We start from the raw sequence: 20,956 nt of genomic DNA, 5'->3' as shown, positions 1-20,956 counted from the left end.
GAATCGATATCGGCAGTTCCGCGCAGATCTTTGCTGCCGCATCCGCGCAGCGAGCCCATCTTGACGTCTTGCGTGTACCGTTCCGCAGAGGTGGAGAGCGAGCGGTCGCGGGCAACTATATGAATGTCGATTTTGACATCCTTTCGTTTCTGAAGACGATGCGGAACGCGGGAAAAATCGACCCGCTTGCGATTGCACCCGATACTCGCGCGCCGAAGTATCCTGAAATTCGATGACAGAGCTAGGGAATAAGGCTAGCGGTCTAATCAACGGTGTTGTTGTTCCCATCAGCACCCCTTCAGACTTCGTCGCGAAGCCGGATGTCGCGCTCGAAGGCAGCAAGTGATCCAGAATCTCTGTCGCGGGCGTACGCGCTGTTTCAAAGGCATAGTCTTGACGGATGAAAAAAGAGAGCACCGAACGGATCGGTGCCCTCTCCCTGTTATTTTTGTACCTGGTGAGCTTCATCGAGCTTCAACTGCGTTATGATGTTTTTGTAGGTAACGTCCTGCTGCTGTAGGAAGGCGTCTGCTTTTTCACCGTTGATGTTAGCCCAGCCAGCGCCAACTTTATTCATGGTGTCTCGTACTTCAGTCGACTGCATGGCTGCTTCGATCGCCTCTGCAACACGGCTCAAGGCAATCGGCGGAGTCCGATTGGGTGCAAAAATGCCGTGGAAAGCGGATATCGAAAGATCGATCCCGTTCTCTTTGAACGTTGGGAGCATTCCATAAAATGAACTTCTCTGGTTGCTCGCAACGGCGAGTATCCGAACCTTTTTTGCCGCGACGAGAGCTTGATAAGAAACCGGTACTGCGACATGAGCATCGATGTGATTCCCTGCTAGTGCGATTGCTCCATCCGCATCACCCTTAAAGGGGACCTCAACCATATTTACTCCGCCCCCGAGCAGCAGACCGGCGGCGAAGATCTGAGCAGAAGCTCCCGGAATAGTACCGAGACGCAATTTTCCGGGGTTTGAACGCGCGGCTTCGATCAAGTCCTTCAGGCTCTTATAAGGAGCCGAATACTGAACAGCGACCGCTGCAGGATCTGTGTTTACGACGGCGATCAGCTTGAATTCTGAAAGAGAGATAGGCGTCGGCACAGTGTATTGCGCAGACACGGACGCGCTGGAAAAGCAGCCGAGCGTGTAGCCGTCCGGAGCCGCATCTGCCACTTCACGCGCGCCAAGCACGCCACCAGCGCCCGGACGGTTTATTACTACGACGGGCTTCTTGAGTTCCTTGGACAGGCCGCTTGCGACAATCCGACACACCACGTCGGTTCGACCGCCTGCTGGAAAGGGAACGACCAAGCTGATGGCCTTGGCCGGAAAGTCCGATGGCGAACAAACGCCGGGCGTCGCACCAACGACGATCAGTACAGCGGCTGACAGTATAAAGCGCCTCATTGTTTCACTCCCGGGTATGCTGCTTGCGGACGCAGCTAAATGTGAATACAGTATGTACTATAAGCTCGCCGGTGCTGCAAAGAGTTGAGTTCACCAGATCGGACGGGCTCTGATTGCAACTTTAGGCGCAACAGTCAGGCGAAACGCAAATGGATCACACCGTTGCCGGGAAGTCGGAGCGCAAAATCGTTCGCTTCATTTTCGGAAATTCAGACCGGACAAGCGGGCTGGCAATTTGTCTCATCTCGGCGGCCGCGCTTCTTGCGTCAATGGATCTTCCATATGGTTCGGTTCGCGCCCCGGACTCGGGTTTTTTCCCGAAGACTCTGTCCGTTCTGCTGCTGATCTTTGGTGCCGGCATCTATGCAAGGTCATTCAGCGGCGGCGTTGAAAAGCTGAAGCTTGAAGCCGGCATGATGAGAGTGGTTGTTGCTGCGGCCGCCCTGTGCGCCTACGCGTTCGTGCTCAATTTCATCGGGTTCGTGATCGCGACCATTCTCGTATTGATGCTCATGATGAGAGGTTTCAGCGACATGACGTGGCGTGCGTCTGGGCTGATCGCGGCAATGAGCGTCGCAATTTCGTATGTGGGGTTCATCCAGCTCGGCGTCCCGCTACCAAAAGGCCCGCTTCCTTTTTGATAGAACGTGAATGTCGGATGGCAACCGGATGATAGCAAGATGATCGGTCGACCTACACTTGGTCGACTCCTAATGGACGCAAGGTTTCGATCGCTCTCGAAGAGCTTGGAATTCCCTATCGTGTGCATCCGGTCGATATCACCAAGGGGTGACCAGCTTAGTGGCGACGTTCTGCGCACAAGCCTTAACAACAAGATTCCGGCTATTGTGGATGCTGAAGCTGGAACGACTTTCGTGGAGTCGGGAGCGATCCTCACGTATTTGGCCGACAAAACTCGTCGTCTTATCCCGTCTGACGAGGCGAAGCGCTATCGGGTGCTTGAATGGTTGTGGTGGCAGGGTGTTGGCATTGGCCCGGTGTTCGGCCAAACTCACGCATTTCGAAAGTTCGACCAGGAAAGGCGCCCTCTGCAGAGGAGCGATTTGCCGCCGAGACCCGCTGGCTCAATTGCGCAGCGTCCTGCCGTGCAACGGGCTATAAAATTCCGCGATAACTCGAACCGAACCCGCTACTGGAGTAGACTCAATCAGGCCTTTCGGCGAAAGATTTCCTTCGCCGGGTGCCCGCCTTTGTGTCGCGAGAGCCCTTGTCCGTAAGCCTTTCGTCTGTAGCACCGTATTGCCACCTTATGACTTCTCCAGAATTGAGAATGTGCTTTTCGAGTAGCGTCGACGCCTTGCCAAAATCCTTTTGCTCCAGCGCATTCAAAATTTGGCGGTGTTCAGCTGCAGCCTGCCGGAGGCGTTCCCTGCCGCCGGTTCGTCGCAGGTAGCGTTCGATTTTTAGATGCAGACGCTCGACCGTATCGATGATACTCGGCGACTCTGACCGAGCATAAAGCGCCCGATGGAATTCCCAATTCTTGAGAACCCATTGAGAGCCATAATCCTTGATGTTGTCGACTTCAGTGCAGATGTGACGGATCGCCTTCAGCGCTCCGCGATCCAGCTTCTTGGAGGCTTTTCGGAGCAGGTGAGCTTCGAGAGTCGCGCGCATTTCGATCGACTCGATAATTTGAGACAAGCTCATGCCGCTGACGATCGTGCGATAATGCGCAATACTTTGTACGAGACCTTCGGCTTGCAACTGTCTGAGAGCTTCGCGCACCGGAACTCGAGAGACTCCGAAGAATTCCGCTAGTTCAACCTGGTTAAGTTCTTCGTTGTCGTCGAATTGCCCATCGTAGATCGCAATTCGGAGGGCGTTGGCCAGATAATCCGTGGTGGTTTTTCGCTCCCGAAAATTGGTGTCCCATTCCAGGCGCTCGAATTTCTTTGCGATTTCTGGGTTAGGCTGCTTGGCCTTAAGTCTCTGATCCATCGGAGAATCTATGCTCATCTAATACTGCGTACAGTGTACTGCATTGCACAAACTGAAACAACGGTGGATTTCGGGCGTCAAACCTTGAGAGAGCGGGATCGCTCCGCTTCCGTGATCGCCTGGATCGTACGTCGCCGGCCGTAGGTCTGGCATCGACACTCCGGTTTGGGGAAGCGTCTGTCGGGTCCGGAAGCCGCACCGGTCCTCGCTCCAGCGTTCTGCGCGTTTTTTGTCATGGATGACCCTTTGCGCCGTGGTCATGTGAATAATGTATTCAGTAAGCTGTACAAACAGGGCTAGATATTCCAAGATGCGTCAGCGTTTTGCACGGCTAACAAAGTGAGGAGTCGATGACGAAGAAGCCAGTCCCGCACCAGCATCCCTACGGCGAACGAATTTCCCTGGAGTTGGCGAAGGAGATCGCCAGGGCGGGCGAAGAATTTGCGGCGGAGAAGGGATGGAACGCCACAATTGCAATATGTGACGACGGCGGCCATCTAGTCTTGTTGCATCGCATGAGCAACGGACAGTTTGGTAGTATCGACCTAGCTCCCCCGAAAGCGCGCGCCGCCGCAGCGTTTCGGCGGCCAACGAAGATTTTTCACGACGACCTCACCGCCGGGAAGTTCACGAGCTTTTGGCATCTCCGTCAGGAGGCGGCAATTCCACTCGAGGGAGGCTATCCGATCCTGCTCAATGGCAAGCTGATCGGCGCTATTGGTGTGTCCGGCGTTGGCGCAGCCGGCCTGGACGACGGCGACAGCCAGGTCGCCTTGGCCGCACTGAAAGTCGTGGAGGGGAGGTCCACAGGCTAGCTTTCCCGGATACCACGCAATCGGCGATAGCGCGTCCGCCAGATTCGTTTTCCGAGAAGGGACGCGCTGTCCCCACCGTCAACTATTGATAGCGGCGCGCGGCGATCTGAGGACGCCTCTCGTGCGAGAGAAATTCATCATGAATGAGATAAGCCCGGTGATCACGGAATGGCTAAGCATGGCTGTGCGGTGGCTGCACGTGACCGCTGCCATGGTTTGGGTAGGCAGTTCTTTCTATTTCACGCAAACCGATATGAAACTTAGATCGGCTGATGGTCTGCCGAAGGGTGCATTGGGCGAGGCGTGGCAAGTTCATGGCGGCAATTTCTGGCATATGGTCAGATACAAGGTCGCACCCGAGAGCATGCCCAGGACGTTTACGTGGTACATTTGGGAGTCTCGTATTACCTGGCTTTCCGGCTTCGCGCTCCTCGTCCTGGTCTATTATCTGCAAGCCGATCTGTTTCTCATCGACAAATCGGTGATGGATCTGTCGCCGCTGGCGGCTGGTTTGTTTAGCCTGATCAGCCTCATTGTGATCTGGATCATCTACGATCGACTTTGTCGATCGCCGCTTGGCGAACACGATGTTGCGCTCGCAGTCGTGGTCTACATTCTGTTGGTCGTCCTTTCGTATGCCTTTACCCGTGTTCTTAGCGGTCGGGCAGCAATCAATCAGATCGGCGCAGTCGTTGGCACTCTCATGGTGGCTAACGCGTTCTTTGTAATTCACCCAAGCCAACGCAGGAGCGTTGCTTCGCTTCTGTCGGGAAAGCTGCCTGATGCGGTGTCCGTGGCAAAAGCGAGACAGCGCTCAATTCACAACAACTATCTGACGCTTCCAGTCATATTGTTGATGATCAGCAATCACTATCCCTTGCTGTACGCTACGCGATACAACTGGCTTATCGCTGCCATCATTCTCGCTCTTGGTCCGGTGATAAGGCACTTCTTCAACTCGCGGGATTCCGGCCGAGCTAGTCCGTGGTGGATCTGGCTGGTGGTGGCAACTGGCATGGTGGCAATTGCCTTTCTGTCTTCCCTGGGGGCAAAGGCGGATGGCGTTGCAGCGCTCACTACAACTTCCGGATCACTCGTTACACGGGATAAATTGGCCTCCCTAGCCACAGAGATCGTGATCTCTCGCTGTAGCATGTGTCACGCGCCCCAGCCGTCGTGGGGTACGATGAATTTTCCGGCCATGGGCGTGCTGCTGGACAGTCCGCCCGAGATTTCCGCCAGAAAGAGGCAGATCGCTATTGTGGCCGTGCTGTCGAGGGCAATGCCACCGGGAAATATTACGGACATGACAGCCCAGGAACGACAAATATTGGCGGATTGGGTCGTGGGATCGCACTAGCTCGTGCCGGCGACTGGCTTTGAGAGGCCAAATGGCAGTAGTTATCCAAAATCGCGAAACAGATCGAACATCTGACCGGGCTTTCAAGGCGGTGTGCCGGATGTGCCACGGCGGTTGCGGCACGATCGTCCATATGCAAGACGGGCGCGTGACGGAAGTCGTGGGCGATCCGGATCACCCGATCAACAAAGGCAAGCTCTGTTCGAAGGCGGGGCAGCCATCGATCGATCAGCTCTACCATCCTGATCGGCTCGACTACCCGCTGATGCGCGTCGGTCCGCGCGGCAGCGGAAAGTGGCGCCGTGCCACCTGGGATGAGGCGCTCGATTTCGTTGCTGGCGAGATGCAGCGCATCAGACGGGAGACGGGGGCGGAATCGGTGGCGTTCGCCCGCGGCATGGGCCTGAACAACACCAATATCGTTAGCCGGCTAGCCAACCTGTTTGGCACCCCCAACGTGATCGCCATCAGCTACTTCTGCTACGCGGTTCGCGTCGCCGCCTGCCAGATCTCGGCGACCGGCAAGTTCAGCAACAAGACATGGGATGGCGCGGTCGTCCCGGATTTCTATTCGAACCCGAAATGCATCGTCGAATGGGGTTCGCAGAAGCGAACCAGCAACGATCACGGGCTGATCGGTCATATTCCGATGACGGATGCGCTGCGCGGTCGTCCCGCGCACATCCTCGTCGACCCGCGTTGGCCTTCGTCAGCAGGCCCGGTCGACCAATGGCTCGCGATCCGTCCCGGCACGGATGCGGCGATGGCGCTCGGCTGGATCAATCTGATCATCGAGGAGGGCCTCTACGATCGCGAATTCGTGGAAAAGTATTGCCATGGGTTCGAGGAGCTTCGTGCGCGGGCGAAGGAATATCCCCTGCACAAGGTCGCGGAGATCACCTGGTGCGATGCCGACGCGATTGGCCGCGCGGCGCGTACTTACGCAACGACGAAGCCGGCTTGCATCGTATTGGGCAACGGCACCGATCACGCCGGCCTCAACACCTTCCAGTCGGTGCGTGCGCTGTTCTGCCTGATGGCGATCACGGGTAACATCGACGTGCCCGGCGGCAACGTCTTCTATCCCGCGATCCCGCTCGACTATCCCGACATGAAGGACAAGCTCAGTCCGCAGCAGGCCGCCAAACGGATCGGCGGCAGTAGGTTCAAGGCGCTCGACCGGCATGGCTTTGCTCATCCCCCGACGGCGTTGCGTGCGATGGTTTCCGGTGAGCCGTATCCGGTGCGAGCGATGATCGTGACGGGCAGCAATATCGCGACCACCTATCCCAATACGCGCGCGGTGATCGACGCATTGAAAAGTCTCGACCTGCTGGTTGTGCAGGACATCTTCATGACGCCGACGGCGGAACTTGCCGACGTCGTGCTTCCGGCCGCCGGGAATCTGGAGCGGGACGAGCCGCGGTTGCACCTTCATCTCAAGGGGCCGCATGCGGCCTACATGGACAACGTGTCGACCAGGCTCGTCTCCATCGCCGAGCGCAAGTCGGACTGGGAGTTCATTGTTGCACTCGGACAGAAGCTCGGGTTCGAAGAATATTTCCCCTCGGTCGCCGACATCGCGGATGCGGCGCTGAAACCGACCGGCGTCACCTGGGAGCAGCTCAAGCAGCGCGAGTTCATCGAATTCCCGCTCGAGTACCGCAAGTACGAGAAAGCCGGGTTCGGCACCCCGACCGGAAAGTTCGAGCTCTATTCGACGATGATGCGTGAGTGGGGCTATGACCCTTTGCCGGGACACGTCGAGCCTCCGGAAAGTCCGGTGAGAAATCCCGAGAAATTCTCTGAGTTTCCGCTCCTGCTCATTACCGGCTCGAAGCAGCCGATGTACATGCATTCCCAGAACCGGCAGGTCGAATCGCTGCGGCGCCTCGCGCCGGAGCCGCTCCTGGAGATCCATCCTCGCACAGCGGCGTCCTTGTCGATCCGAGACGGCGATTTTGCCTGGATCGAGACGTCGCACGGCAAGCTGCGGATGCGTGCCCATCTGCACGATCGGATTCATGAGCGGGTGGTCGGCATCCCGCATGGCTGGTGGCGTCCAGAGGACCCGGATCCGATGCACGGCATATTCGAGACATGCTCGAACGTGCTGACGGATGACGATCCTGATCTTTGCGATCTGGCCTTCGGTTCCAGCCCTCTCAAGGGCCTGCTGTGCCGCGTCTACAGGGACGAGGGAGAACGTTCGGCGTTGGATCGCGCGGACGGGACCCTCAGCGCCGCGCACTGACACCGAGCGGGATTGCATGTATCTCGAGCTGCTGGTGCTATTCGTCGTCGCGCTCTGTGCCGGCATCGTCGATGCCATCGCCGGGGGCGGTGGACTGATCACGCTGCCGGCGCTGCTTCTGACGGGAATGCCTCCGGCCCAGGCGCTCGCGACCAACAAGATACAGGCCCTGGCGAGCGTGGCTTCCTCGGCCTATCGGTATTTCAGGTCGGGCGAAGCTGACACCACAGGCCTTGCAGGTCGACTCGTCGCAAGCGTCGCTGGCGCCAGCGCCGGTGCTTATTGTCTGCGGATAGCTGATCCGTCTCTGTTGTCGCGGGTCGCGCCGTTTCTGCTCATCGGCGTGGCGTGCTTTTTTCTTCTTTCACGCAATCACGTGAGCACGAAGCGGCCGCCCGTGCTCGGCAGCGCCGCCTTTGCGGCACTCGCGGTTCTCCCGATCGGCTTCTACGACGGGTTCTTCGGGCCCGGCACCGGTTCGATGTACGCTGCCGCTTTCGTTCTCTTGCTTGGCCGCGACCTTCGCAGTGCGACCGCCGACACCAAGATCCTTAACACCGCAGGCAGTGTTGTCGCCGCGCTCATCTTTCTGCCGGGTGGCCTGATTGCGTGGCCGGCCGCCCTCGCCATGGCATTGGGCGGAATCATCGGCGCGCAGATCGGCGCTGGCCTTGCGCTACGATGGGGAGCTCCCCTGATCCGCCGCGTGTTGGTCACCATCTCGATTGTTCTGGCACTCAGGCTCCTGGTCCAGCAGTACATAGCCTAACCAAATTTCCTTGAAGGCGAGGCATTTGAACGCCTCAGTCAGCCATGCTGAGCTTGTTTAGCCGGACGAATTTGATTGCGGCTCAGAGGCATTTCGCCTTCGTGATGCTGTTTGTGGCGGGACGATCTGGCCTCGAACTTGCGATGTAAGGTCACGTATGTGGGCTCGGGCAATTAGCTCCGCGCGGTCGGAATCACGCTTCTCGATTGCCGACAGGAGCTTTTCGTGGTCGTCGCACGAATGCGGCAGATGCATCGGCGGTGAATTCTTTCGCTGCGTGCGCATCGCGCGTATCTGCGCAAAAATGGTCGCTAGCAGCCGCTCCAACGTGACGCTGTGTGCCGCCCGGGCCAGCTGTTCGTGAAAATTCACTGCTGCTGCGTGATAGTCGTCGAGCTCGCGCCGCTTGAGATGCTGCTTTTGCTGGGTCAGGTTCGTCTTTAATAGGGCCAGCTGTCGGTCGGTGGCGTTTTCTGCCGCGAGGCGGGCCGCCATGCCTTCGAGTGCCTCGCGCGCGACGTAGATGTCCAGCACGCGCTCGGGATCGTATTCAATCAGATAGACGCCGAGACGCGGCGCGATCTCGACGATGCCTTCAGCCTCGAGCCGGTTGATCGCGCTCCATAGAGGGGTGCGGCTTACGCCTAGTTCCCGACTCAGTTCCTCCACGCTGATCTTATCGCCCGGGTTGTATCGCGTGCCGTTGACGAAAAGATCCCGCAGAAAGGTATAGGCGTCCTCGCTCAAGTTCGACCGAGTAAGCTTCTGAGGCATGCAATTCCCTTCGAGAACCGGATTTTCAACGACACTCTTACGCCAAGTCCGCGGAAGATAAAATGAAGAATTAAGGAAGGGCCACCAATTCCCTGTGATTTCAGTTGCTTGGGAAGCGGCAAGATAATTTTTTGCGATCCCCGGAGTGAAAGAGTTGCAACTGTTCGTGAAATGTAACATGATGCATTTAACACTGAAAGTCGAAACTTCGATGGAGGCGACCCTGATGACCGTGCAGACATCCGTGGCGGCAGTGCAGTCTACTCCGTTGGCAGACCAGTTTTCGTGCAAAGACGAGGCTCTGATCAACGATTGGCACGTCGTGGGTTTTTCAAAGGATGTCGTCCCGGGAAAGCTCGTTCCGGTGCGCCTGCTGGGACGGGATCTCGTGCTGTGGCGCGATGCGGCCGGACAGGTCCACCTATGGGAGGACCTGTGCATCCACCGCGGCGCGCGATTGTCGAAAGGATGGATAGAAAAGGACACGGTCGTTTGCCCCTATCACGGCTGGCGCTATGACGGGACGGCGAAATGCGTGCTGATACCGTCCGCGCCTGGAGAGACGCCGCCTGCGAAGGCGCGCGCGTTTCCCCACAAGGCGGTTGAAAGTTGCGGCTTTGTCTGGGCGTCGCTGGGCGACCCACAGCACGACGTTCCGTTCTTTCCTGAATGGAATGATGCGGAATTTCGCAAATTCCATGCGGGTCCGTATTTCTACCAGGCAAATGGATTCCGTTCCGTCGAGAATTTCATCGATGCAACGCATTTTCCCTTTGTGCACGCCGGCCTCAACGGCGTGCAGGATAGTCCAGACCGCATCGAAACCTACGAGGTTTATGAGGATCCGGGTTTAGGTCTTCGCACGAGCGAGATCGTGGTGTTCCAGCCTTATGGCGATCACCGGCAGGTCCCGGTCAAGGCAGGCTATACCTATCGCTGCTTCAGGCCGCTGACGGCCTACTTCTCCAAGCGCGTTGAGGTCGCTGACCCGAACTCCAAGCACAAGAGCAAGCCGACCGACCGCTTCTGCACGTTCATGACGGCCCAGCCGGTCGACGAGGTGAGCTGCATCATTCGTCTCGGCGTCGCCATCAATTTTGCGCCGGAGCTGACCGAGGAGGATATCCTGCGCAGGCAGGATATCGTGTTCGAGCAGGACAGGATCATTGTGGAGACGCAGCGGCCGGAGCGCATTCCGATCGATCTGCGGATGGAGCTTCATCATCGCACCGACCGCCTCGGCCAGGCTTATCGCCGCTGGCTCGGCTCCCTGGGTATCCATTACGGCACGATCTGAGAGATCTCGCAGATTCTCGCATGGTGTTTCGTTGGCCGGATTTCTTCCGGGCTAAGGAGGAATTGTGCTGCTCGTTCCCCGAACCAGTGACGTCGAATTGTCGCTGTCAGCGATGGCCGACCGCGTGACCGAAACCGAAGACACCATCGACGTCAGGCTCACAAGCATCCGTTTCGGTGCGCGCGATACCAATCTCTACGAGTTCAGCAGAATGGCGGGCGGCCGGCTGCCGCCGGCGGTCGCGGGTTCCCACGTCGACCTCCATCTGCCCGGAGGGCTGGTCCGGCAATACTCGCTGATTCAGCCGGATGACGCGCCAACCGCCTATCTGCTCGGCGTAAAGAAGGATCCGCAGAGCAGGGGCGGATCGAGCTTTCTGCACGACAAGGCCCGCGTCGGCGATATGTTCAGGATATCGCCGCCACGCAATAATTTTCCGCTCGTCGAGGACGCGCCCCACGTGCTGCTGATAGGCGGCGGAATCGGCATCACACCGATCTGGTGCATGTGGCAGCGTCTGAACTTGCTTGGCCGTTCCGTCACGCTCGTCTACGCCTGCCGGTCGCGCGCCGACGCGGTGTTTCTGGCCGAGCTCGACGGCGAGGACGGGGTCACATTCCATTTCGACGACGAGAACGCGGGCTCGGTACTCGATATCGAAGCGCTGCTTGGTCGGATGCCAGCGGGTACGCACGCGTTCTGTTGTGGGCCAGCGCCCATGCTCAAGGCGTTCGAAGGTGCCGCAGCCTCCTGGCCGTCCGACCGCGTTCACGTCGAATATTTTACCGCGCAAGCCGAGGCCGCCACGGCAGGCGGCTTCACGATCGGTCTTGCGCGATCCGGCAAGGAAGTCGTCGTCTCGCCTGGCGAGACAATACTGGCCGCGTTGGTCCGGGCCGGAATTGATGCGCCTTACTCGTGCGAGGAGGGCGTGTGCGGCGCGTGCATGACGACGGTTCTCGACGGATTGCCCGACCATCGTGACTCCGTGCTCACCGCTGAGGAGCGGGCGAAGAACACCAAGATCATGATCTGCTGCTCCGGCAGCAAGACCAACCGGCTGATCCTCGATCTCTGAGGCGAGACAGCGAGCGACTTCGGAACGATCCGAAGCGGCCACATGACGCGTCCACTGGCGCAGTGCGACTGGGAGGCAAAATGATCGAACTGAGCCCGGTGATCACCGAATGGTTGAGCCTGATCGCACGCTGGGTGCATGTGACGGCGGCAATGGCCTGGATCGGCAGTTCCTTCTATTTCATGCAGACCGACATGAAGCTGGTGCCTGGAGCGCATCTGCCCGAGGGCGTCCAGGGCGAAGCCTGGCAGGTTCACGGCGGCAATTTCTGGAACATGGTGAAATACACGGTGGCGCCGCCGCGCATGCCGAGCGTCTTCACCTGGTACATCTGGGAATCGCGCGTGACCTGGCTATCGGGCTTCGCGCTGCTGATCGTCGTGTACTACATGCAGGCCGACCTGTTCCTGATCGACAAGTCGGTGATGGATCTTTCTCCGGCACAGGCTGCCATCTTCAGCCTGATCAGCCTGGTTGTGCTGTGGTTCATCTATGACGGGTTGTGCCGGTCCCCGCTTGGCCGGCACGAAGTGGCCCTGGCGGTGATCGTCTACGTGTTCCTGGTGGTCTTGGCCTATGCCTTCTCCCAGGTGCTGAGCGGGCGCGCCGCCGTCAACCAGGTCGGAGCCGTCGTCGGCACCTTCATGGTCGCCAACGCGTTCACGGTCATTCACCCGAACCAGCGGAAAAATGTCGCAGCCATGCTCAAGGGCACGCCCGCTGACGGAGAGCTGGTCAGGAAGGCGCGGCAGCGCTCGATCCACAACAACTATCTCACCTTGCCGGTTATTCTCCTGATGATCAGCAATCACTACCCGCTGCTCTATGCCACGCGCTACAACTGGCTGATCGTGGCGATCGTGCTGGCGCTCGGTCCCATCATCCGCCATTTCTTCAATTCCCGGAATGCCGGAAAGGGGAGCCCGTGGTGGACATGGATGGTCACCGCAGCCGGAATGCTTGCGATCCTCTATCTTTCCTCGCTCGGTGCGCGCGCCGAGGAAGCGCCGGCCGGCTCCGCCGCGACTTTCGGCCGCGCACAGGAAATCGTTTCGACCCGGTGCAGCATGTGCCACGCCAGAGAACCGGTATGGCCGGGTCTCGCAGCGCCAGGAAAGAACATCATCCTGGATGATCCGGAGATGGTGCGGCGTTACGCTGCGCTGATTGACATGGTCGCCGTGCGGTCGAATGCGATGCCCCCAGGGAACGTGACGGAGATGACGACGGAGGAGCGGCAGGTCTTGCGCGCCTGGCTCGACGGCCGTGCGGCCGGCCGCCAAGAAAGCAATTGACAAAGCCGTCATTTGCGGCACTGTAAAATTAAACATGAATAATAAAAAGTGAACAAGTGGGAGGATTTCGTGGACCTGACCAAGCGAGAGTTTCTTTCCGTTACGGCGATGTCGGCCGCTGCTGCGGTGCTCGGACCGCGCTACGCCGCCGCTGAAGACGCCGTGCGGATCGGCTTCTTCGGACCGCTGACCGAAGCGTTTGCCGGCCTCGGGAAGGAGGCAAAAAAGGGCGCCGACTTTGCCGTCAAGCAGGCGAACGCAGCCGGCGGAATCGGCGGCCGCAAGATCGAGCTTGTCGCCTATGACGACCGGGGTAACCGCACGGAGGCGGTCGCCGTCTCCAGGAAAATGATCGAGCAGGACAAGGTCGTCGCGATCGTCGATGGCTCCTTGAGCCTCACGAGCATCGCGGCGGCACAGGTCATCAATGACGCGCGCGTGCCGATGATTGTTGCGTATTCCAACGCCGTCAACGTCGTGAGGGGAAACGAATATGTTTTCCGTTGGGCGAGCGTCGCCGACGTGCAGGGTTGGGTGATGGGCCATCACGCGATCCAGGAGCGCGGCTACAAGCGTTTCGCGATCCTGATGCAGGACGAAGAATACGGACGCGGAATCGTCAATGGAGCCGAACAGGCCCTGAAGAAGCTCGGCGGCGAGGTCTTGTTCAAGAAGGCGTTCGCGCCGTCCGAGCGCGAGTTCCGCGCCATGCTCACGCAGATCAAGAGCCAAGAGGTTGATGCCGTTTTGATGAGCGGCTTCGGGCCGCAACTGACGGCGGTCGGTCGCCAGGGCACCGAAATGGGCGTGTTCCCCAAGGCGCAGTTCTATGTCGGGTGCGATCTGAACGAGATCGATTGGTTCAACGGAATTGGCGAGAACGGCGACGGCACCATCGGAACGCTGGAGTTCATTGCGCCCACCGAGCATCCGTTCACCAAGCAGTTCATGACCGATTTCCAGAAGGAATATGGCGATCAGGTCATTCAGCACGAAGCCGGGCTGGCGTACGACGCGACGAGGCTGATGATCGATGCGATCAAGCGGGGCGGCGTTGATCGCGAGGGCATTCGCAAGGCGCTCGGCGAAACCAAGGCCTTCATGAACCTGTCGGGTGTGGAGGTCTCGTTCTCGGAGTTGCGCGAGCCGTTCCTGCCGCTCGCGCTTGGTCAGTGGGACCGAGCGAGCAAGCAGATCAAGCTGCTCAAGTTCGTCAAGGATCCCGCGCTGATCGATCCGCGCCCCTGGTACCAATACTACAAGTGATCCGACGATCCGCGCGCGTCCATTTTTCCGAAAGCCGGACCGGCGAAGGCCGATCCGCACAACTCAAAACCCGAAAAGGAGTAGAACATGTCCAAGAAACCAGTGCCACATCAGCATCCCTATGGTGAGCGCATCACGCTCGAGCTGGCCAAAGAGATGGCCGCCGCGGGCGAGGCGTTTGCGACCGAGATGGGGTGGAACGCAACGATCGCGATCTGTGACGACGGCGGTCATCCCGTGCTGTTGCACCGGATGAGCAATGGCCAGTTCGGCAGTACGGATCTGGCGCCGCCGAAGGCGCGCGCCGCCGCCGCGTTTCGGCGCCCCACCAAAATTTTCCACGATGACCTCACATCCGGAAAATCCACGAGCTATTGGCATCTGCGTCAGGAAGCGGCGATTCCGCTCGAGGGCGGCTATCCGATCCTGCTTGACGGCAAGGTGATCGGTGGCATTGGCGTGTCCGGTGTTGGCGCCGCGGGATTGGACGATGGTGATAGCCAGGTGGCGCTCGCCGCGCTGAAGGTTGTCGAGAAGCACAACAGGAAATGAGGAAAAGGCTGCGCCGAAAGGCGCAGCCTTTTCGCTCCGCTCCCGGACGCTGTCGACGTCTTCAGTGTCGGGATTGGCGGCATGTAAACGCTGCCGCTGACAACCAGCCGTTGGTTCTGAATCGCGTGACCACGGCCGATTGAAAAATCAACGCGTTTCGGAGGAAGGCATCATGAGCTGGGCGACCCTGGGCCAGCAATTCGTGAACGCGCTCGCACTCGGTTCGGTGTACGCGATGATCGCGGTCGGCCTTGCGATGATCTATGGCGTGCTGCGCATCCTGCACATCGCGCATGCCGGCGTCTACACGGCCGGGGCCTATCTCGGTCTCTACTTCTTTCACCTTACCGGAAGCTTCTTTGTTGCGCTTGCCGGATCCATGCTGCTGACCGGTCTGATCGGCGCCCTTATCGAAAGGGTGGTCTATCGCCCGATCATACCGAAGCCGCGCATCGTGGCGCTGATCGCCAGCATCGGTATCTTCATCTGTCTGTCCGATCTTTTCCGCATCCTGGCCGGCCCATATCAGCTGGCATTCGACTATCCGGCGCTTGCGGGCGAGATCCGGTTCCTAGGCATGTCGGCGCCAAGCGTCGATTTCGCGATCATAGCGGGAACCGCGATGACTTTCGGCGGTCTCTGGCTTCTGGTTCAGAAGACGCGGATCGGCTTCGGGATCAGGGCGGTTGCCCAGGACATTGAAGCTGCGAAGATGATGGGGATAGACGTCGATCGCAGCATCCAGGCCGTCTTCTTCCTCAGTTCCGCCGTCGCCGCCTTCGGGGCGATCATGGTCGGCGTGCTCTACAACGCCGTATATCCCAGCATGGGAGACATGATCGGCTACAAAGGGCTTGCGCTCATCGTCATCGGCGGTTTCGGCAACATGATGGGGGCGGTGATTGCGGCGTTCGTGCTTGGCTTTGCCGAAACATTTGTCACCACCTATTCGGACGTGCCTCTCTCCCGCGAGGGCATCGCCATGTTCATGCTGGTCCTGTTGGTCATGATCCGGCCGCAGGGGCTTATGGGAAAGAGGGCCTGATTGTGATCGACGCTTACCTCGTCACTGTGCTGACGCTCATGACGGTCTGGAGTATCGTCGCGCTCGGCCTCAACGTCATTACCGGGCTGTCGGGCCAGTTCAACCTGGGCATCGGCGTCTACATGGGCACCGGCGCCTATGTTTCGGCGATCCTCACGACGCAGTCCGGCCTTTCGTTCTGGGAAGCGATGCCGCTTGCGGTTGGAGCGGCTTCGCTGATGGGCCTCCTGACGGGCCTGCCCGCGCTCCGCGTCCGCGAAGATTCCCTGGCCGTGCTGACCATCGGTCTCGTATTTGTCTTCGAGTCGCTGCTGGTCTATCTGCCTTATTTCGGCGGGCCGGTCGGCATCAGCAAGATTCCACGGGTCGCCCTGGCCGGTCAGCAACTCGGCAACGAACAGTTTCTTTTGCTGGCGTTGTGCGGATTGGCGGTCGCGAGTGCGATCTGCTGGTACGTCAAGAATTCCTGGCTTGGTCTTGCGCTCGAGAGCATCCGTGAAGACGAACACGCCACCAGCGTGATTGGAATCTATCCGGCAAGGTTCAAGCTCTATGCATTCGCGATCGGGGGCGGCCTCGCGGGACTGGGGGGCGTGTTCTATGCGCATTTCATGCGCTTCATCAGCCCTTACGACTTCGGATTCATGCCTTCGGTCTATGTCCTGGTGATGCTGGTGTTCGGAGGGATCGGCACCATCCGGGGCGCGATTTTCGGTGCGGTGGTGCTGACCGCGGTGCCCGAACTGTTTCGCGCGGTGCAGGAGTATCGCAACCTCGTCAACGGTGTGATCCTCATCCTGATGATGCTGTATCAGCCCAGCGGCCTGCTCGGCCGCGGCAGTTATCTTTGGTCGCTGTTCCAGAGGATGTCGGGGAGCGCGACCCTGGTTCGTCCTGCAGGAGTGTCCGATGCTCAGTATCCATGAGGCGACCCGGCATTTCGGTGGGCTGACGGCCGTCAGCAAGGTCACATTCGACGTTGCCGAAGGCGAGATCATGGGCGTCATCGGCCCGAACGGGGCCGGAAAGACCACATTCTTCAACCTCGTCAGCGGGGCCATCCCACTGTCGTCGGGAAGCATCACGTTCGACGGCCGCAGCATTGGCGGGCTCCCGCCGCATCGGGTCGCCCATCTCGGAATTGGCAGAACGTTCCAGATCGTGCGGCCGTTTGGCGAGCTCAGCGTGCTCGACAATGTCCTCGCCGGCATGGGCGCGGTGCCGTGCAGAAGCCTTCCCGGCGCCTTGCGCCTCTGCAAGCGCCAGAAGCACCTCGACAAGGCGCGCGCGATACTTGCGAGCACGCGGCTGCTGGCGGTGGAGAACGAGGTGGCGCGGAACCTGCCGCTTGGCCTGCTGCGCCGCCTCGAGATCGCTCGCGCGTTGGCGTTGCAGCCGAAGCTCCTGCTGCTCGACGAGTCGTTCTCGGGGCTGAGCCACAAGGAGACCGAATCGCTCTCCGAACTCGTGCTCGAACTCAGGACTGGCGGCATGACGGTGCTTCTGATCGAGCACAACATGCATATCACGATGAACCTGTGCGACAGGCTGGTCGTGCTCGACCGCGGTCACAAGATCGCGGAAGGAACCCCCGACGCGATCAGGCTGAACGAGGCGGTGGTCTCGGCCTATCTGGGAACGGAGGACTGATGATTAAGATCGAAAATCTCAGCGCGTCCTATGGACGGATTCAGGCACTTCGCGCCGTCACGCTCAACATGTCACCGGGCACCGTGTTTGCGGTGCTTGGCGCCAACGGAGCGGGAAAGACCACGCTGCTGCGCAGTATCCTCGGCCTCGTCTCGACCACCGGGACGGTACGCCTCGACGGCCAGGACATTTCGCGGCTTGCGACGCATGAACGGATCCGGCGCGGCATTGCGATCGTGCCGGAGGGCCGGCGGCTGTTTTCGGACCTGACCGTACGGGAGAACCTCCTGATCGGCGCGATCAACCGGTCGGATCGATCAAGGGTGCAGTCGGAGCTGCAGGATATCTGCGATGCCTTTCCGATTCTGGGCAAGAGGCGCGATCAGGCGGCAAAGTCGCTTTCGGGTGGCGAGGGGCAGTTGCTGGCGCTGGGACGCGCAATGCTCTCAAGACCGAAGGTGCTGCTGCTGGACGAGCCGTCGGTCGGGCTGATGCCGATCGCGGTGACCGAGGTCTTTACCACGGTTGCGAAAGTGAGCCGGGAAAAAGGTCTTACCATTCTCCTGGTTGAGCAGAACGCCAAGAAAGCGCTCAAGATTGCCGACGAGGCCGCCGTTTTGGAGCTGGGCAGCGTTGCCTTCAAGGACAGTGCGCGGGGCATGCGGGAGGATCGTCGCGTGCAGGAGGCCTATCTGGGCGGCCATTGACCGTCCGTATCGACGAAGGCTTCGAGTATCCGGGCGGCAAATCCGGACAAGGTCACGGAAACGATGCTCCCAGCATCCGCCACGATCCGGATCATCAAGGATCCGCCCGGCATGTTGACCGTAATGTTCCGATCGACCAGGCCGCGCGCGCATGCGGCGCACGCCGCCGCAGAGGCGCTCGATCCCGAGGCTTCCGTGGGGCCTTCGCCACGCTCATAAACCACGAGGTCGATCTCGCGCCGGCTGACAACCCTGATCCATTGCAGGTTCGCGCCCTGCGCGAAGATTGGCACGCGCGTGGTGCTGGAATCGGATCGGAACGCAATCCCGCGCAGCGCTTCATCCGAGGAAAGAAGCTGCCGCCGCGAGGGGAGGTGAGCGGGATCACGAACAAAGGTGGTGCAATGCGGATTGCCGATATCGACGAACGTGCTGTCCGTCCATGCTTCGTGCACGCCGGTCAGCGCCTCGCCGATGCTGGCAAGCGCCTTCACGGTGAAGGAGAGACCCTTGTCGTCGCCGGTGAGAGGGATGATCGACCGGTGGTCCGCTCCGATGGCGTCGGACCCGAACTGCGGTGCATGGGGCAGGGTCACGTCGATACGGCCGTCTTCGGCCTCGCCAATATGCACCGGGGCCACCATTCGGGATTCGGTTCGGTCATCGAGCAGCGTGCGCACGCCTATCGAGGCGCCCTCGCCGACATAGCCCGCGTCGAGCAGGTATTTCGCGAAGATGCGGATGCCGTTGCCGCTGAAGGCCGACTGCGTTCCGTCGGAGTTGACGATGTACAGGCCGAACGTATCCGGCTCGGCGACCTCGACTGGCCCGACCAGCAGGCCGTTCGACCCGATCCCGCGCGACGGGTCGCAAAGCCACGTGGCCAGCGCCGCCGAACACCGAAAAGATCCGTCGGCAGGCTCGGCGAACCAGCCATCCACCTTGCCGTCGCGCGGATCGACGACGAGGTAGCTGTTACCGAGAGCGTGATATTTGAACACCCTCAGCCGGGTGGACGGCGTCGCGTTGCCTTGGATCATGGGCTGTCGTTCCGACAATTGAGGCTCCGCGAGTTAGAATTTCGGCGCCGCCAGTGGCGAAGGCATAGCAAAAAGCGGGACCCGTTTGGGGATCCGCGCATCCGACCATTGACACGGTTGCGCCTGTCTGTAAAATGAAGAATGAAAGATGAATAACGGGACATTTCTCATGGCGATTTTGAACGAGCATCTTCCGGTCCCCCCTGAATTTTCGATGGCCGAACGTCTGTACCGGCCGACTCCGCTGCCGGACGCCGATCAACGCCTGGCGGCGCTGCGCAGCCGGGCGAGGGAGGATATCCACATCCTCGAATTCCCGAAGCGCCAGTTTCCGTTCAAGCGTCGCGCGGACGTGCTGGAAGTTGCGATCGTCGGCGGCGGCCAGACCGGCCTTGGGACCTCGTTCGGCCTGCTGCGGCAGGGCATCAAGAACACCATGATCTTCGATCAGAATCCTCCCGGCCGGCAGGGACCGTGGCGCACCTACGCGCGAAACCATCTGCTTCGGACCAAGAAGGATTCGACCGGCGGTCTCGAATGGGGCATCCCGAGCCTGCACTTCATCCGCTGGTGTGAGTCTTGTTACGGCGCGGACTATTTCGAGAATATTCAGAAGATTCCGCGTGCGCTGTGGGCGGATTATCTCGAGTGGTTTGCGGAGACCGTTGATCTGCCCACCCGATACCAGACGGCGGTGCGCGATATCATCTGGAATCCCGCGGATCGCGTCTTCGAACTTCATACATCAAACGGGCTGTTTCGTGCGGAGTTCGTCGTGCTCTGCACGGGAATCGAGAGCGCCGGCAAGCACCGATTTCCCAGGGTCGTGGAAGACGCGCTTCCGAAGCGCGTCTACGCCCATACTATGACCGAGCCGGACATTTCACATCTTGTGGGCAAGGATGTCGTTGTCATCGGGGGCGGCGCGAGCGCCTTCGACTGGGGCAACGCCGCGATGGCGGTCGGCGCGAAGAGCGTGGATCTGTTGATCCGTCGGCCAAACCTGCCGCAGGCGCATCGCGTGTGCTGGGGTAGCCGATGGGTCGGCTATCACCGCCACTACATCGATCTGCCCGACGACATGAAATGGAGCTACAGCCTGGCCGATCTGGATCTCGGCGTGCCGCCGCCGCGCGACACCTACTACGAGGCCATCCGCGATCCCCGCTTCCGCCTGTTCGGCGCGGCCGGCATCGACAGCGTCCGCTACGAGGGCGGAAAGATCGTCGGCAATTACGGCGGCACCGAGCTCAAGCACGATTTCATGATCTGCGGGACGGGTTCGAACAATTCGATCTTTGGCCAGACCGAGCTGCAGTCCATCCTGCCGCGCATCCGGATCTGGAAGGACGTGTACGCGCCGAAGGACGGCAGGACGCACCCGGAGCTGGAGCTGAGCCCGTATCTTGGCAAAGCGCTGCAGTTCACGCCCAAAGATCCGGAGGACTCATTCGTTGGGCGGATCTACTACCTCTGTTCGGGGGTCGCGCATCTGAGCGGATTTCGATGCAACCTCTCGGCAATCCAGTTCGTCGCCAAGCGCGTCTGCGACGACATCTCGCGGCAAATCTTTCTGGATCATCGAGACGAGGTCAAGGCGGCCTTTGACGCGTTCGACCTTTGGGAAGAGTAGGACGGCTTCTGTCGCCAGGCGCGCGTCACGCGCGCCGGGAGTGCG

General features: G+C 59.8%; 20 protein-coding genes. 16 read left to right on the top strand and 4 right to left on the bottom strand.

What is annotated here, in order from left to right; genetic code table 11:
• Positions 1-442 precede the first annotated feature (442 nt).
• Positions 443-1,414 carry a tripartite tricarboxylate transporter substrate binding protein gene (locus tag QOU61_RS29495; protein WP_289654724.1) on the bottom strand — a complete coding sequence of 324 codons (972 nt, stop codon included), beginning with the start codon at positions 1,412-1,414 and terminating at the stop codon, positions 443-445.
• 149 nt (positions 1,415-1,563) lie between these two features.
• Here QOU61_RS29495 and QOU61_RS29490 point away from each other — a divergent pair, with 149 nt between their 5' ends.
• Positions 1,564-2,055: a tripartite tricarboxylate transporter TctB family protein gene (locus tag QOU61_RS29490; RefSeq protein ID WP_289654723.1), complete on the top strand. Its 492-nt coding sequence runs from the start codon at positions 1,564-1,566 to the stop codon at positions 2,053-2,055.
• An 89-nt stretch (positions 2,056-2,144) separates the two neighbouring features.
• Positions 2,145-2,207: a hypothetical protein gene (locus tag QOU61_RS37400; protein WP_502876986.1), complete on the top strand. Its 63-nt coding sequence runs from the start codon at positions 2,145-2,147 to the stop codon at positions 2,205-2,207.
• 371 nt (positions 2,208-2,578) lie between these two features.
• On the opposite strand, the gene QOU61_RS29485 is transcribed toward QOU61_RS37400, so the two are convergent.
• Positions 2,579-3,376: a GntR family transcriptional regulator gene (locus tag QOU61_RS29485; RefSeq protein ID WP_289654722.1), complete on the bottom strand. Its 798-nt coding sequence runs from the start codon at positions 3,374-3,376 to the stop codon at positions 2,579-2,581.
• A gap of 350 nt (positions 3,377-3,726) precedes the next feature.
• Here QOU61_RS29485 and QOU61_RS29480 point away from each other — a divergent pair, with 350 nt between their 5' ends.
• The 4 genes from QOU61_RS29480 (at position 3,727) to QOU61_RS29465 (ending at position 8,574) form a co-directional block, all read left to right on the top strand.
• The gene (locus tag QOU61_RS29480) at positions 3,727-4,191 is read left to right on the top strand and encodes a GlcG/HbpS family heme-binding protein (protein WP_289654721.1); all 465 of its coding nucleotides are present in this window, start codon (positions 3,727-3,729) and stop codon (positions 4,189-4,191) included.
• Positions 4,192-4,330: 139 nt separating this feature from the next.
• A complete protein-coding gene (locus QOU61_RS29475) occupies positions 4,331-5,551 on the top strand; it encodes a urate hydroxylase PuuD (RefSeq protein ID WP_289661837.1) in 1,221 nt (406 codons plus the stop codon).
• A 31-nt stretch (positions 5,552-5,582) separates the two neighbouring features.
• The gene (locus tag QOU61_RS29470; RefSeq protein ID WP_354142483.1) at positions 5,583-7,805 is read left to right on the top strand and encodes a molybdopterin-containing oxidoreductase family protein; all 2,223 of its coding nucleotides are present in this window, start codon (positions 5,583-5,585) and stop codon (positions 7,803-7,805) included.
• A 16-nt stretch (positions 7,806-7,821) separates the two neighbouring features.
• Positions 7,822-8,574 carry a TSUP family transporter gene (locus QOU61_RS29465; RefSeq protein WP_289654719.1) on the top strand — a complete coding sequence of 251 codons (753 nt, stop codon included), beginning with the start codon at positions 7,822-7,824 and terminating at the stop codon, positions 8,572-8,574.
• Between the two features lie 57 nt (positions 8,575-8,631).
• Here the strand turns inward: QOU61_RS29465 and QOU61_RS29460 are convergent, their stop codons facing one another.
• Positions 8,632-9,321 carry a GntR family transcriptional regulator gene (locus QOU61_RS29460; RefSeq protein WP_289654718.1) on the bottom strand — a complete coding sequence of 230 codons (690 nt, stop codon included), beginning with the start codon at positions 9,319-9,321 and terminating at the stop codon, positions 8,632-8,634.
• Positions 9,322-9,502: 181 nt separating this feature from the next.
• On the opposite strand from QOU61_RS29460, the gene QOU61_RS29455 reads away from it, so the two are divergent.
• From QOU61_RS29455 to QOU61_RS29415, 9 genes are all read left to right on the top strand, one after another.
• Positions 9,503-10,645, top strand: coding sequence for a Rieske 2Fe-2S domain-containing protein (locus QOU61_RS29455; RefSeq protein ID WP_289654717.1), 1,143 nt, complete (start codon positions 9,503-9,505; stop codon positions 10,643-10,645).
• Positions 10,646-10,757: 112 nt separating this feature from the next.
• Positions 10,758-11,723 carry a PDR/VanB family oxidoreductase gene (locus QOU61_RS29450; RefSeq protein WP_289654716.1) on the top strand — a complete coding sequence of 322 codons (966 nt, stop codon included), beginning with the start codon at positions 10,758-10,760 and terminating at the stop codon, positions 11,721-11,723.
• A gap of 80 nt (positions 11,724-11,803) precedes the next feature.
• Entirely contained in the window at positions 11,804-13,018 is a 1,215-nt protein-coding gene (locus QOU61_RS29445; protein ID WP_289654715.1) for a urate hydroxylase PuuD, read from the top strand.
• Between the two features lie 69 nt (positions 13,019-13,087).
• Complete coding sequence (locus QOU61_RS29440; protein ID WP_289654714.1) at positions 13,088-14,284, top strand: ABC transporter substrate-binding protein; 1,197 nt, start codon at positions 13,088-13,090, stop codon at positions 14,282-14,284.
• 87 nt (positions 14,285-14,371) lie between these two features.
• Entirely contained in the window at positions 14,372-14,836 is a 465-nt protein-coding gene (locus tag QOU61_RS29435) for a GlcG/HbpS family heme-binding protein (protein ID WP_289654713.1), read from the top strand.
• A gap of 172 nt (positions 14,837-15,008) precedes the next feature.
• Entirely contained in the window at positions 15,009-15,881 is an 873-nt protein-coding gene (locus QOU61_RS29430) for a branched-chain amino acid ABC transporter permease (RefSeq protein ID WP_289654712.1), read from the top strand.
• A 2-nt stretch (positions 15,882-15,883) separates the two neighbouring features.
• Positions 15,884-16,807 (top strand): branched-chain amino acid ABC transporter permease, encoded by a 924-nt coding sequence (locus QOU61_RS29425; protein ID WP_289654711.1) that lies wholly within the window; start codon positions 15,884-15,886, stop codon positions 16,805-16,807.
• A complete protein-coding gene (locus tag QOU61_RS29420; protein ID WP_289654710.1) occupies positions 16,791-17,531 on the top strand; it encodes an ABC transporter ATP-binding protein in 741 nt (246 codons plus the stop codon). Before QOU61_RS29425 ends, QOU61_RS29420 begins: the two co-directional genes overlap by 17 nt.
• Complete coding sequence (locus QOU61_RS29415; RefSeq protein ID WP_289654709.1) at positions 17,531-18,238, top strand: ABC transporter ATP-binding protein; 708 nt, start codon at positions 17,531-17,533, stop codon at positions 18,236-18,238. Before QOU61_RS29420 ends, QOU61_RS29415 begins: the two co-directional genes overlap by 1 nt.
• Here the strand turns inward: QOU61_RS29415 and QOU61_RS29410 are convergent.
• Positions 18,220-19,278: a diaminopimelate epimerase gene (locus tag QOU61_RS29410; RefSeq protein ID WP_289654708.1), complete on the bottom strand. Its 1,059-nt coding sequence runs from the start codon at positions 19,276-19,278 to the stop codon at positions 18,220-18,222. The genes QOU61_RS29415 and QOU61_RS29410 overlap by 19 nt on opposite strands.
• 214 nt (positions 19,279-19,492) lie before the next feature.
• Between QOU61_RS29410 and QOU61_RS29405 the strand changes: the two genes are divergently transcribed.
• Complete coding sequence (locus QOU61_RS29405) at positions 19,493-20,911, top strand: NAD(P)-binding domain-containing protein (RefSeq protein ID WP_289654707.1); 1,419 nt, start codon at positions 19,493-19,495, stop codon at positions 20,909-20,911.
• Positions 20,912-20,956 lie beyond the last annotated feature (45 nt).

Source organism: Bradyrhizobium sp. NP1 (assembly GCF_030378205.1).
In the GTDB taxonomy this organism is placed as follows: domain Bacteria; phylum Pseudomonadota; class Alphaproteobacteria; order Rhizobiales; family Xanthobacteraceae; genus Bradyrhizobium.
The sequence above is the reverse complement of the archived record's forward strand: the minus strand, read 5'-3'. Positions and strand labels throughout refer to the sequence as shown.

Excerpts from the sequence above, each read along its gene's own strand:
- QOU61_RS29495 (WP_289654724.1), bottom strand. The coding sequence starts at position 1,414 with ATGAGGCGCTTTATACTGTCAGCCGCTGTACTGATCGTCGTTGGTGCG.
- QOU61_RS29490 (WP_289654723.1), top strand. The coding sequence starts at position 1,564 with ATGGATCACACCGTTGCCGGGAAGTCGGAGCGCAAAATCGTTCGCTTC.
- QOU61_RS29485 (WP_289654722.1), bottom strand. The coding sequence starts at position 3,376 with ATGGATCAGAGACTTAAGGCCAAGCAGCCTAACCCAGAAATCGCAAAG.
- QOU61_RS29480 (WP_289654721.1), top strand. The coding sequence starts at position 3,727 with ATGACGAAGAAGCCAGTCCCGCACCAGCATCCCTACGGCGAACGAATT.
- QOU61_RS29475 (WP_289661837.1), top strand. The coding sequence starts at position 4,331 with ATGAATGAGATAAGCCCGGTGATCACGGAATGGCTAAGCATGGCTGTG.
- QOU61_RS29470 (WP_354142483.1), top strand. The coding sequence starts at position 5,583 with ATGGCAGTAGTTATCCAAAATCGCGAAACAGATCGAACATCTGACCGG.
- QOU61_RS29465 (WP_289654719.1), top strand. The coding sequence starts at position 7,822 with ATGTATCTCGAGCTGCTGGTGCTATTCGTCGTCGCGCTCTGTGCCGGC.
- QOU61_RS29450 (WP_289654716.1), top strand. The coding sequence starts at position 10,758 with ATGGCCGACCGCGTGACCGAAACCGAAGACACCATCGACGTCAGGCTC.
- QOU61_RS29445 (WP_289654715.1), top strand. The coding sequence starts at position 11,804 with ATGATCGAACTGAGCCCGGTGATCACCGAATGGTTGAGCCTGATCGCA.
- QOU61_RS29435 (WP_289654713.1), top strand. The coding sequence starts at position 14,372 with ATGTCCAAGAAACCAGTGCCACATCAGCATCCCTATGGTGAGCGCATC.
- QOU61_RS29430 (WP_289654712.1), top strand. The coding sequence starts at position 15,009 with ATGAGCTGGGCGACCCTGGGCCAGCAATTCGTGAACGCGCTCGCACTC.
- QOU61_RS29420 (WP_289654710.1), top strand. The coding sequence starts at position 16,791 with ATGCTCAGTATCCATGAGGCGACCCGGCATTTCGGTGGGCTGACGGCC.
- QOU61_RS29415 (WP_289654709.1), top strand. The coding sequence starts at position 17,531 with ATGATTAAGATCGAAAATCTCAGCGCGTCCTATGGACGGATTCAGGCA.
- QOU61_RS29410 (WP_289654708.1), bottom strand. The coding sequence starts at position 19,278 with ATGATCCAAGGCAACGCGACGCCGTCCACCCGGCTGAGGGTGTTCAAA.
- QOU61_RS29405 (WP_289654707.1), top strand. The coding sequence starts at position 19,493 with ATGGCCGAACGTCTGTACCGGCCGACTCCGCTGCCGGACGCCGATCAA.